Source organism: Streptomyces thermovulgaris (assembly GCF_002155915.1).
Classification (GTDB): domain Bacteria; phylum Actinomycetota; class Actinomycetes; order Streptomycetales; family Streptomycetaceae; genus Streptomyces; species Streptomyces thermovulgaris.
Genome location: NZ_MUME01000065.1, coordinates 18,997 through 30,066, shown reverse-complemented (window position 1 = coordinate 30,066; position 11,070 = coordinate 18,997). Strand labels below are relative to the sequence as shown.

The following is an 11,070-nucleotide window of genomic DNA, read 5'->3' as shown; positions in this document are numbered from 1 at the left end:
CGCCCGCCGACCACGCCCTGCTCAGCAGTCTGACGGCGTTCCGGGAGATCGCCGCCCGTGCCCAGGCCGCCCGCCAGGAGGGGCATCCCGTTCCCGCGCTGGAGCGGGAGCAGCGGCGTCTGGAGCAGGCGATCCGCTGCCGCACCCTGTATCTGCGCGGCGAGGCGCCCGGCGGCGGCGGCCGTTTCGACCCGGCCCGGCTGCTGGAGCGGCTCGGGGACGCACGGCTGGTCGAACTGGCCGTGCTGAACGGGCGGGTGCATGTGCTGCTGTGCGGCGAGGGGCGGGTGCGGCGCTTCGAGGCGGGCCGGCTCGCCGACGCGGTGACCGAGGCCGAGTACGTGCAGGCGGGGCTGCGCCGGCTGGCCCATCCGGGGGCGGCGGCCCGGCTGCCGCTGGTGGAGGCGGCGGGCCGCCGGCTGGAGGAGCTGCTGCTCGGGCCCGCCGCCCGGCACCTGGGCTCCGGGCCGGTCGTGATGGTGCCGCCGGGCTCGCTGCACCGGGTGCCCTGGGCGCTGCTGCCGTCGCTGCGGGAGCGGGTGCTGAGCGTGTCGCCGTCGGCGAGCAGCTGGCTGCGCGCCCGCGAGACCGAGCCGCCGCCGGGCGGCCGTCAGGTGCTGGTCCGCGGGCCGGGGCTGGCGACCGGCGGCGCGGAGGTGCCCGAGCTGGCCGGCCGGTACGGCGCCCCGACCGTCCTGGAGGGGGAGGACGCCCAGGTGCCGCGGGTGCTGCGGGAGCTGGACGGGGCCGCGCTCGCGCACATCGCCGCGCACGGCACCTTCCGTGCGGACAGCCCGCTGTTCTCGTCCCTGACGATGGCCGACGGGCCGCTCATCGTGCACGACTTCGAACGCCTGCACCGCAGCCCGTACCGGATCGTCCTCTCCTGCTGCGACACCGCCCGGTTCGCCTCGGTGGGCGCCGATGAACTCCTCGGTCTGGTCACGGCGCTGCTGCCGCTCGGCACCGCCGGGGTGGTGGCCTGCAGCGCGCCCGTCAACGACGAGGCGGTGGTCCCTTTGATGCTCGCCCTGCACAAGGGTCTGGACGCCGGGCTCTGTCTGGCCGAGGCGCTGCGCGACGCGCGGGCCGCGGTGGCGGGCGACGCCGTGCACCAGGCGACGGGGTGGGCGTTCTCGGCGTTCGGGGCGGCCTGAGAGGCGGACGGTCCGAGGGCGAGCCGTCCGGGGGCGAGGGCGTACCCGTCCGCCTACCCGAGTCCCGCAGCCGTTTCCCGGGAGAACAGGCGGAGGGCCGTGCCGGACGCCCCGGCACGGCCCTCCGCCGTGTGCTTCGCTCTGTCGGGACGGCGGGATTTGAACCCACGACCCCTTGACCCCCAGTCAAGTGCGCTACCAAGCTGCGCCACGTCCCGGTGCGCTCCCGCGCGGTGGACCCGCGTGAACGCGCGGACCCACCCTACCGCACGACGACGTGTGGTCCGACCGCCTCCCCGAAGACGGCCCCGGGCGGGGAGGTCCGGTGCCCTGTCCGCTCCGCTCCCCGTCACCCGGACGGGCCCGGTGGTGCGCCGTCGTCGTAGGACCGCATCACCCGACGGCCGTCTCACTTGATGATCGCGTTGGCCACCACCACGAACAGCCCGATCAGGGCGTCCGCCGCCCCGGTCAGCAGGGCGCGCGCCCACGACCGTCCCGCCCGTCTGGCCGAGGCCAGGCCCAGGGCGAAGAGCAGGACGATGTTGAGGGCGAAGGCCGGGTACTCGACGTCGTCGGCGGGCCACCAGCCCCAGCCCGCCCCGGCGAGGATCAGCACGCTGGGCAGCATGGCGGCCACCAGCGGCCACTCGTCGGCCAGGGCCCGCAGGAGCGAGGTGCGCGAGCGGGGGCCGCGTTCGGCGATGTGGTGCGCGTAGCCGTGGGCGAAGGCGGAGGCGAACGCGGTCACCAGCAGCCAGGCGGCGTCGTAGCGGCGGTCGGCCGCCGAGTTGTGGCCGTACTCGGTGAGCGCGGCGACCACGGCACTGGCCACCACGGCGCCGTAGACCCCGCCGAACAGCATCATGGACGAGGTGTCGTGTCCGGACCGCCGGGGAACGGTCACCGCGCTGTCGGCCATGAGCGCTCTCCTCACGGACGTACGGGGACGGTTCCCTCAACGATCACCCGGGCCGCCCGCTCCCGCCACTTCGCCGCGGGCCGCGGCACATGTCCGCACATGTCCGCGCCCCGGCGCCGGTCTCCCGCGCTCCGGGGCGCGGTGTTCGTGGTGCTCGGCGGCCCGGCGCCCCGGGCCGAGGGCGGCCCGGCCCCGGAGACCGGTTCCGGCGACATGGCGGTGCCGCGCAGGGGCGGCCGTACGACGCGGACGGTGCGCGAGAACCTGCGCAAGGCGTGCGCGATCACCCCGCGGTCCCCGCGCGCGAGGTCAACGCGAGGTCAACCCGTCGCCCCCGCCGGCATGTTGTACGGGGTCACCACCTGGATCGCCGACGGCAGCGTCGGCCCGGCGGGCGGCAGGGCGCCGTGGGCGCGCATCACCAGGTGGCACGCCTCCCGCATGTCCTGGCGCAGGTCGTGGTGGAGCACGGCGGACAGCCGGTGCTCGCGCAGCAGACGGGTGTTGTCCTCGTCGAGGTCGTGGGCGATGAACACCGCGCACTCGCGGCCCAGGTCCTTGAACGCCTGCACGGTGGCGTTGTTGCCGCCGCCGATCGAGTAGACCGCGCAGATCTCCGGGTCCCGCTCGAGGGCCTCCCGGACCAGGTCGTACTGCGTGGCGTCCAGGCCCTGCCCCTCGGTGATCTCCACCAGCGTCCGCCGTGGACGGGCGGCCCGCATGACGCTGCGGAAGCCCATCTCGCGCTCCTCCTCGTTGCGGAAGAAGCCGCTGCTGAGGCTGGTGAGCACATGACCGGGCCGGTCGCCCAGCCACTGGCTCATCAGATAGGCGGCCGTGGCGCCGGCCGCCCGGTTGTCGATGCCCACATAGGCGAGGCGGGCGCTGGCGGGCAGATCGGTGACCAGGGTGACGACCGGGATGCCGGCCTCCGCCAGCCGGCCGACGGCCGCGGTGATCTCGGGGACGTCCGGAGCCTTGAGGATCACGCCCTGCGAGCCGCGCCGCGCGATCCGGTCGAGGACGGCGACCTGCTCGCGCACCGGGCCGGTCTCGCGGAAGTGGAAGCGGGAGCGCACCACGGCCGGGTGCAGGGACGGCAGCTCGGCCTCCAGGGCGGCCCGTACGGCGCTGCTGAACCGCTCGGGCGCCTGCATCACGATGTCGATCATGAAGGTGCGGCCCATCAGCCGGACCTGGGTGCGCTGCCGCTCGAGGTCGGCGATGGCCCGGTACACCTCCTGCGCCGTGCTCTCCCGCACCCCGCCGCGCCCGTTGAGCACCCGGTCGACGGTGGCCTCGCTCAGCCCGGCCTGACGAGCGATCTCACGGATCGGGAAGGGGTGCCCCATGCGCACGCTCCTTGAGGGGTTTTTGAGGGCTCGTTGCTGGTTGTTCGACGTGTTTGTCCTGACAATAATGTCAGGACCGCGCCCCCTCGGGGCCCAGTCGCCCGATCACGAAAGGACGACGATGTCCTTCCCCTCCTCCCACCGCCGGTCCTGGCTGTCCGAGCAGGACTGCGATCTCGACTCCTTCCGCGCGCTCGTCGAGCGCACCACCGACCCCGCCGACTATCCGCACGCCTCCTCGGTGGAGCGGAACGTCCTCCTCTACGACGCCGGACGGCTGCGCGAGGCCGACGACCGCCGTGCCGTGCAGGCCGAGCTGGTCCGCGCCCTGGAGGACGGCCCCGGCGTCGTGGTGTTCCGGGGCGCCTTCCCCGACACCGCGGTGGTCGACCGGGCCACGGCCGTCTTCCAGGACCTGATCGCCGGGCAGCGTGCCTCGGGTGCCGGCGCCGGGGACCACTTCGCCAGGCCGGGCGCCAACGACCGGGTGTGGAACGCCCTGGAGAAGACGGCCCTGCACGATCCGGAGACGTTCGCCGACTACTACGCCAACGACGTCCTGGCGCTGGTGAGCGAGGCCTGGCTCGGCCCCGGCTACCAGGTCACCTCGCAGGTCAACGTGGTCAACCCGGGCGGTGCGGCCCAGACCGTGCACCGCGACTACCACCTCGGCTTCCTGACCAACGAGGCCGTCGCCGCCTACCCGGCCCACGTCCACCGTCTCTCCCCCGCCCTGACCCTCCAGGGCGCGGTCGCCCACTGCGACATGCCGGTGGAGTCCGGGCCGACGCTGTTCCTGCCGTACTCGCAGCGCTACGAGCCGGGCTACCTGGCCTGGCGGCTGCCCGCGTTCCAGGCGTACTTCGAGGCCCACCACGTGCAGCTGCCGCTGGCCAAGGGCGACGCCGTCTTCTTCAGCCCGGCGCTCTTCCACGCCGCCGGGGCGAACCGGTCGGCGGACATCCGGCGCATGGCCAATCTGCTGCAGATCTCCTCCGCCTTCGGACGCGCGATGGAGACCGTGGACCGCGAGGCCGTGGTGAACGCGGTCTTCCCGGTGCTGCTCAAGCGCAAGGCCGAGGGCGTGGACGAGGCGTGGCTGCGGCGGGTCGTCGCCGCGAGCGCCGAGGGCTACCCCTTCCCCACCAACCTCGACAACGATCCGCCGGTCGACGGCTTGGCCCCGCCCTCCCAGGCGGACGTCGTCCTGCGGGCGGTGCGCGAGGAGTGGACCCCGCAGGCTCTGCGCGACGAGCTGCGGGCGAGCGCCGAGCGGCGCCGGAGCTGAGGAACCGAAGGAACGAGGCACTTCGTGGCACTTCTGAAGGGACAGCCCGGCGGGCTGCTCGAGGACAGGGTCGTCCTGGTCAACGGCGGCACCCAGGGCGTGGGCGCCGCGATCGCGCGGGCCGCCGTCCGGGAGGGCGCCGTGGTGGCCGTGACGGGCCGGCGGCCGGAGCCGGGCGAGGCACTGGTGGCGGAGCTGACGGCCGCCGGGGGCGAGGCGATGTTCGTACGGGCCGACCTCGCCGACGCCGAGCAGGCCAAGGGGTCGGTGGCCCGGGTGGTCGCGGCGCACGGCCGGATCGACTGCCTGGTGAACTCCGCGGGGCTGACCGCGCGCGGCACCCTGCTGGACACCACCCCCGAGCTGTTCGACGCGCATGTCGCGGTCAACCTCAAGGGGCCGTTCTTCGCGATGCAGGCGGCGGTGGCCGACATGGTGGCCCGCAAGGCGCCCGGCACGATCGTCAACATCATCACGTCCTCGGCGCACGGCGGGCAGCCGTTCCTCGCGCCCTACGTCGCCGCCAAGGCCGGCCTGGTCGGGCTGACCCGCAACGCCGCGCACGCCCACCGTTTCGACCGGATCCGGATCAACGGCCTGAACATCGGCTGGACCGCGACCGAGGGCGAGGACGCCACCCAGCGCACCTTCCACGGCGCCGGCGACGACTGGCAGGAGCAGGCCGCGGCACGGCTGCCGATGGGCAGGCTCGGCCGGCCGGACGAGATCGCCGACTTCGTCGTCCTCCTGCTGTCCGACCGGTCGGGGGTGGTCACCGGTTCGGTGATCGACTGGGACCAGAACGTCCTCGGCGGGCTCGACTGAGCACACCGGACACCCCCTTCCCGGAACCTTGCGACTCCACCCCCTTCCGGGTCCTTCACCACACTCCTTCCGGCCCTCTCGGCAACGGAACAGCCACCACACACAAGGAGCAGCGGAGCACATGCGCATCGGAATCCTCGGCCTCGGCCGCATCGGCGCCTTCCACGCCGAGACCCTGTCCGGGCTCGACTCGGTCGCCTCCCTCGTCGTCTCCGACCCGTTCGCGGACGCCGCCAAGGCCGCCGCCGAACGGTTCGGGGCGGAGGTGGCCGACTCGCCCGAGGCCGTCCTGGCCTCCGGGGTGGACGGCATCGTCGTGGCCGCCGCGACCGACGCCCACCCGGCGCTGATCCTCGCCGCCGTGGAGGCGGGCGTGCCCGTCTTCTGCGAGAAGCCCGTGGCCCGCACCATGGCCGAGGGCGTCGAGGTGCTCAAGGCCGTCCAGGGCAGCGACGTGCCGGTGCAGATCGGCTACAACCGCCGTTTCGACGCCGGCTTCGTCGCCGCCCGCGCCGCCGTGCAGGCCGGTGAGCTGGGCAAGCTGCACACCGTACGGTCGACCACGCTGGACCCGGCGCCGCCCCCGGCCGCGTACATCGCCGCCTCCGGGGGCATCTTCCGGGACTGCGCGGTGCACGACTTCGACATCATCCGCTGGGTGACCGGGCGGGAGGTGACCGAGGTGTACGCCGTCGGCGGCAACCGGGGCGCCGACTACATCAAGGAGGCCGGCGACGCCGACACCACCGGCGCCGTCCTCACCCTGGACGACGGCACGATCGCGCTGGTCTCCAACAGCCGTCACAACGTCCGCGGCTACGACGTCCGCATGGAGCTGCACGGCTTCAAGGACTCCATCGCGGTCGGCCTGGACGACAAGCTGCCGCTGCGGTCCGTCGAACCGGGCGCGACCTTCCCGGCCGGCACCCCGCACGACTTCTTCATGGACCGCTTCGCCGACGCCTACCGCGCCGAGCTCACCGCCTTCACCGAGGTCGTGGCCGGACGGATCCCCTCGCCGTGCACGGTGGCGGACGCGCTGGAGGCCGGGTGGATCGCGGAGGCGTGCACCCTGTCGCTGCGGGAGCACCGGCCGGTGCGCGTCGAGGAGGTCCGGCTCGGCTGACCCGGGGGTGCCGTGCGGGCCCGCACGGTCAGCCGGACGGGCCCGCCCCCGCCAGCACCGCCCGCTCACGGGCGGTGCGCACGGCCGCCGAGAGGGTGGCGAGGTCGTAGGCACCGTGGTGGCGGCGGCCGTTGACGAAGAAGGTCGGGGTGCCGGAGACCTCGCTGAGGTCGGCCGACTCCACGTCCTGGGCGACCCGCTCCGCCCCCGCCCGCTCGCGCAGGTCCCGGCGGAAGCGGTCGCCGTCCAGCCCGATCCGCTCGGCGTAGCGCACGAGGTCGCCGGGGCGCAGGTCCCCCTGGTGGCTGATCAGGAGGTCGTGCATCTGCCAGTAGCGGCCCTGGCGGGCGGCGGCCTCCGCGGCCTCGGCGGCGAGCTGGGCCCTGGGGTGCACATCGGTCAGTGGCAGATGCCGCCAGACGTAGCGCACGTCGTCGCCGAACTCGGCGAGCAGCTCGCGCACGACCGGCTCCGCCCGGCCGCAGTACGGGCACTCGTAGTCGCCGTACTCCACCAGGATCACCGGGGCGTCGTCCGGGCCGCGGACGTGGTCGCGCGCGGGGTCGACGGGATCGGTGAGGTCGACGAGGACCTGCCCCTCGCCCAGCAGCGCACGGGCCCGCCGGTGAGGGGGCAGCAGGGCGATTCCCCTCGTCACCAGCCAGGTGACGAGGAGGGAGCACGGCACAGTCGCCAGAACGCCGATCCTCGCCTCCTCCAGCCGGACGCCGTCGAAGGCGAGGGCGGCGATCAGCAGGGACACGGTGAAGCCCACCCCGGACAGCGTGCCGCCCACGGCGACCGCGCCCCAGCCGACCGGCAGGCGCAGCCGGCCCAGTCGTGCCGCGAGCCAGGCCGAGCCGAGGACGCCGATCGGCTTGCCCAGTACGAAGCCGAGCAGGATGCCGAGGGTGACCGGCGAGGCGAAGGCGTCCGCGAGCCGGGCCGCGCCGAGCGGAACACCGGCGTTGGCCAGCGCGAACACCGGCACGATCAGATAGCTGGTCCAGGGGTGGAGCATCCGCTGAAGCCGTTCGTTGGGCGACAGCGTGGAGGCCAGCCCCTGGCGCAGCACGTGCTCCAGCTCGGGAGTCGGCTGCTCGCGGAAGCGGCGGAAGAGCCGGCTGACGCCCTCCAGGGCGCTCCGCCGGGCCGGGTGGGCATAGGTCAGCAGGCCCATGACCAGCCCGCTGACCACCGGGTCCACGCCGGAGCGCAGCAGCGCACCCCACAGGGCCACGGCCGGCAGTACGTACACGGCGGAGAACCGCAGACCGGCCACGCGCAGGGCGATCAGGACGACGAGGATGCCGAGCGCGGTGAGCAGCGCGGGGACGGAGACGGTCCCGCTGTAGGCGAAGGCGATGACGGCGAGGGCGGCGAAGTCGTCGATCACCGTCACACCCAGCAGGAAGACACGCAGGCCGGCGGGCATCCGGGAGCCGAACACGGCGAGGAAGCCGAGCGCGAAGGCCGTGTCGGTGGACATGGCCGTGCCCCAGCCCTGGGCGGTGCCGTGGCCCGCGTTGACGGCCAGGTAGACCGCCACGGGCACGGCCATGCCGCCGATCCCGGCGATCGCCGAGAACACCAGCCGCCGGCGCTCTCTGAGTTCCCCGATGTCGAGCTCCCGGCGGGTCTCCAGACCGACCACGAAGAAGAACAGCGCCATCAGCCCGCTGTTGACCCACTCCCGCAGCTCCAGGGACACCCCGGACGAGCCGGCGATGAGCGACACCCGGGTGCTCCAGAACGTCTCGTAGGTGCGGCCCGGGACATTGGCCCACGCCAGCGCGGCGAGCACGGCGACGAACAGCACCGCGGCGCTGCCGGTCTCGGTCCGCAGAAAGGCCCGCAGCGGGCTGCGGGATCCCGCGCCGCCGCTGGTCTGCCCGGTCATGGGGGGCTGCGGCGACGGGGTGGTGCGCTGCGTCCGGGACACGTCGTCAGCCTGCGGGGCGGCCTGTCACCGGGCGGCGGGCCGGGCCGGCAGACGGTAGACGTGCCGCGGGGTGATGATCTTCGTGATCTCCTCGCCGAACAGGGTGCCGGGCTCGCTCCCCTCGTGGTCGATGTCCGTGTTCAGCAGGACGACGAGGGTCGTCCGTGCGGAGGGCAGGTGGACGGTCAGGGACTCGTATCCCGGCAGGGAGCCGTTGTGGCCGATCCAGCCCTCCACGTCGAAGATGCCGAGGCCGTATCCGACGCCGGGGGCCGCGGTCGAGGGTGTGGCGAGCCGCTGCCTCTGCAGGGCGGGACTGAGCAGCCTGCGGCCGTCCGGCAGGACACCGGTGGCGACGGTGCGCGCCCAGACGCGCAGATCGTCGAGGGTGGAGATCATCGCACCGGCCGCCCAGCCCCAGGAGGGGTTCCAGTCGGCGGCGTCCTGGACCTTCCCGTCCGCGGTCTGGTCGGTGTAGCCCTGCGCATGGGGCTCGGGGAACTCCGCGCCGGCCGGGAGGAAGGTGTGGTGCAGCCCGGCCGGTTCCAGGATGCGGGTGCGCAGACAGTCGGCGAGGGACTGCCCGCTGACCTTCTCGACGACCAGGCCGAGCAGGACGAGATTGGTGTTGCTGTAGGAGAACTTCTCCCCCGGCGGGAAGAGCACGGGGTGCCCGAAGGCGTGGTCGAGCAGCTGCCGCGGCGTGAAGGACCGCTGCGGATCGGAGGTCAGCGCCCGGGAGAAGTCCTCGTCGGCCGAGTAGTTGAACAGCCCGCTGCGCATCCCGGCGAGCTGGCGCAGGGTGATCCTGTCCCCGTTCGGCACTCCGTCGACGTACTTGCCGATGGGGTCGTCCAGCCCCACCCTGCCCTGGTCGACGAGGTGCAGCAACGCCGTCACGGTGAAGGTCTTGGTCTCGCTGCCGATCCGCATGTACAGGTCGGGCGTCATCCTCCGCCCGGTGCTCCGGTCCGCGACACCGAAGGACTTGACGTACCGCCCGTCGGGCGTCCACACGCCCACGATCACCCCGGGCACGTCGGCCTGCCGCATGACGCGCTGCACGGCCTGGTCGAGGCGGCGGGTCACCTCAGGGGTGAGGGGCCGCACCTCGGGCGTCTCCGGGGACGGGGCGGCGGCGCCGACCCCGGTCACGGACGGGGGCGCGGCCGAGGCGGTCCCCGCACCGAACGGTGCCGCGAGCATCCCTACGGCGGTCGTGACGACGACACCCCGGCACAGTCGAGAACACACCTGCGTCATGGGCCGCCTCCAGACGCGTGAGAACGGTGCCCGCGGCCGTCGCCGACGGACGCGGGACGAGCTGCGGTGTCCTCGTGTTCCCGCCGGACGTCCGGCTGATGCCGGCGGATTCCGGCAAGTTCCGGCGAAGGGCCGCCGGCCCCCGACGGGCCCGGGGCCCGGTGGACCTCCGGCGGACACACGCCGGACACCGACGTGACCGGCCGCGCACAGACGGCCGGCCCGCGCCCTCAGCATAGGAGCGCCCCCGCCGCCCCGCCCGTCGACGAGCCTGCGCCGGGCGGGGCGGGGCTGCTCGGCCGGCCCGGACCGGGAGCCCCGAGCCCGGGGCCACGAAGAAGGCGACAGGGCAGCCTCGGTTCAGCTCACGCACCAGCTCGTGGATAGGACACCCCCGCGGGTGCGGGGAGCAGACGTACGCCAGGCCAGGGCCGGGGAGCACATGGGGACCATCCCCGCGGGTGCGGGGAGCAGGAGGGATCAGCCCGGCCTCTGCCGGGCCGGCCGGGACCATCCCCGCGGGTGCGGGGAGCAGCCGTCCGGGGGCACGTTGTACCCGTCCCACGAGGGACCATCCCCGCGGGTGCGGGGAGCAGAGCTGCCGCTCCGCGCGCTCCCGACTGGGGTTGGGACCATCCTCGCGGGTGCGGGGAGCAGTGTGCCTTGGCAACGGAGCCAGACCCGAACAGGGGACCATCCCCGCGGGTGCGGGGAGCAGCAGCTCCTCCCGGCCGCCGACTGGTGGCGGGAGGGACCATCCCCGCGGGTGCGGGGAGCAGGGCCGCGGCTGCGATTTGCCGTGGGCCCAGTTGGGACCATCCCCGCGGGTGCGGGGAGCAGACAGTCCCTCCTTTCCGAGGGCAGGCCGGAACGGGACCATCCCCGCGGGTGCGGGGAGCAGAGCGCAGAGGAGATCACCAGCGAGGAGACGCAGGGACCATCCCCGCGGGTGCGGGGAGCAGCAGTGGGCGGAGCCGGGCCGGGGGCCGGGCCGGTGGACCATCCCCGCGGGTGCGGGGAGCAGATGTTCCATTACGCAATAACTCGCTCCCGCCGGGGACCATCCCCGCGGGTGCGGGGAGCAGCGGAGTTCGGCCGGTGTCTTCTGCGTCATGGCGGGACCATCCCCGCGGGTGCGGGGAGCAGGTGCGGCTGGACGGCCGTTGGACGCCCAAGACGGGACCATCCCCGCGGG

General features: G+C 74.0%; 8 protein-coding genes, 1 tRNA gene and 1 CRISPR repeat array. Of the genes, 4 read left to right on the top strand and 5 right to left on the bottom strand.

Translation table 11 applies throughout. The features are described 5' to 3' along the window. Nucleotides 1–1,157, top strand: a 1,157-nt coding sequence (locus CCN35_RS06895) for a CHAT domain-containing protein (protein ID WP_245863055.1), incomplete at its 5' end; no start/stop codon positions are given. Nucleotides 1,158–1,301: 144 nt separating this feature from the next. On the opposite strand, the gene CCN35_RS06890 is transcribed toward CCN35_RS06895, so the two are convergent. The 3 genes from CCN35_RS06890 to CCN35_RS06875 form a co-directional block, all read right to left on the bottom strand. Beyond that, a tRNA-Pro gene (locus CCN35_RS06890) sits at nucleotides 1,302–1,375 on the bottom strand. Nucleotides 1,376–1,566: 191 nt separating this feature from the next. Then, the gene (locus CCN35_RS06885; RefSeq protein ID WP_067394139.1) at nucleotides 1,567–2,079 is read right to left on the bottom strand and encodes a hypothetical protein; all 513 of its coding nucleotides are present in this window, start codon (nucleotides 2,077–2,079) and stop codon (nucleotides 1,567–1,569) included. A 320-nt stretch (nucleotides 2,080–2,399) separates the two neighbouring features. Further along, nucleotides 2,400–3,431, bottom strand: coding sequence for a LacI family DNA-binding transcriptional regulator (locus CCN35_RS06875; protein ID WP_067394135.1), 1,032 nt, complete (start codon nucleotides 3,429–3,431; stop codon nucleotides 2,400–2,402). 121 nt (nucleotides 3,432–3,552) lie between these two features. Here CCN35_RS06875 and CCN35_RS06870 point away from each other — a divergent pair, with 121 nt between their 5' ends. The 3 genes from CCN35_RS06870 to CCN35_RS06860 all read left to right on the top strand — a co-directional run bounded on the left by CCN35_RS06870 (nucleotide 3,553) and on the right by CCN35_RS06860 (nucleotide 6,670). Continuing rightward, the gene (locus tag CCN35_RS06870; protein ID WP_086791854.1) at nucleotides 3,553–4,719 is read left to right on the top strand and encodes a phytanoyl-CoA dioxygenase family protein; all 1,167 of its coding nucleotides are present in this window, start codon (nucleotides 3,553–3,555) and stop codon (nucleotides 4,717–4,719) included. Nucleotides 4,720–4,752: 33 nt separating this feature from the next. Then, nucleotides 4,753–5,544 carry an SDR family oxidoreductase gene (locus CCN35_RS06865; protein WP_067394293.1) on the top strand — a complete coding sequence of 264 codons (792 nt, stop codon included), beginning with the start codon at nucleotides 4,753–4,755 and terminating at the stop codon, nucleotides 5,542–5,544. A gap of 121 nt (nucleotides 5,545–5,665) precedes the next feature. Then, a complete protein-coding gene (locus CCN35_RS06860) occupies nucleotides 5,666–6,670 on the top strand; it encodes a Gfo/Idh/MocA family protein (protein ID WP_067394131.1) in 1,005 nt (334 codons plus the stop codon). A 28-nt stretch (nucleotides 6,671–6,698) separates the two neighbouring features. Here the strand turns inward: CCN35_RS06860 and nhaA are convergent, their stop codons facing one another. Next, entirely contained in the window at nucleotides 6,699–8,570 is a 1,872-nt protein-coding gene (gene nhaA / locus CCN35_RS06855) for a Na+/H+ antiporter NhaA (protein ID WP_086791852.1), read from the bottom strand. Between the two features lie 66 nt (nucleotides 8,571–8,636). Beyond that, nucleotides 8,637–9,875: a serine hydrolase domain-containing protein gene (locus CCN35_RS06850; protein WP_086791850.1), complete on the bottom strand. Its 1,239-nt coding sequence runs from the start codon at nucleotides 9,873–9,875 to the stop codon at nucleotides 8,637–8,639. Nucleotides 9,876–10,259: 384 nt separating this feature from the next. Next, nucleotides 10,260–11,021: a CRISPR direct-repeat array (repeat unit 29 nt; unit sequence GGGACCATCCCCGCGGGTGCGGGGAGCAG). Between the last annotated feature and the right edge of the window lie 49 nt (nucleotides 11,022–11,070).

Bases quoted from the DNA above. Each gene is read 5' to 3' on its own strand.
- CCN35_RS06850 (WP_086791850.1), bottom strand. From the start codon at position 9,875: ATGACGCAGGTGTGTTCTCGACTGTGCCGGGGTGTCGTCGTCACGACC.
- CCN35_RS06875 (WP_067394135.1), bottom strand. From the start codon at position 3,431: ATGGGGCACCCCTTCCCGATCCGTGAGATCGCTCGTCAGGCCGGGCTG.
- nhaA (WP_086791852.1), bottom strand. From the start codon at position 8,570: ATGACCGGGCAGACCAGCGGCGGCGCGGGATCCCGCAGCCCGCTGCGG.
- CCN35_RS06860 (WP_067394131.1), top strand. From the start codon at position 5,666: ATGCGCATCGGAATCCTCGGCCTCGGCCGCATCGGCGCCTTCCACGCC.
- CCN35_RS06870 (WP_086791854.1), top strand. From the start codon at position 3,553: ATGTCCTTCCCCTCCTCCCACCGCCGGTCCTGGCTGTCCGAGCAGGAC.
- CCN35_RS06885 (WP_067394139.1), bottom strand. From the start codon at position 2,079: ATGGCCGACAGCGCGGTGACCGTTCCCCGGCGGTCCGGACACGACACC.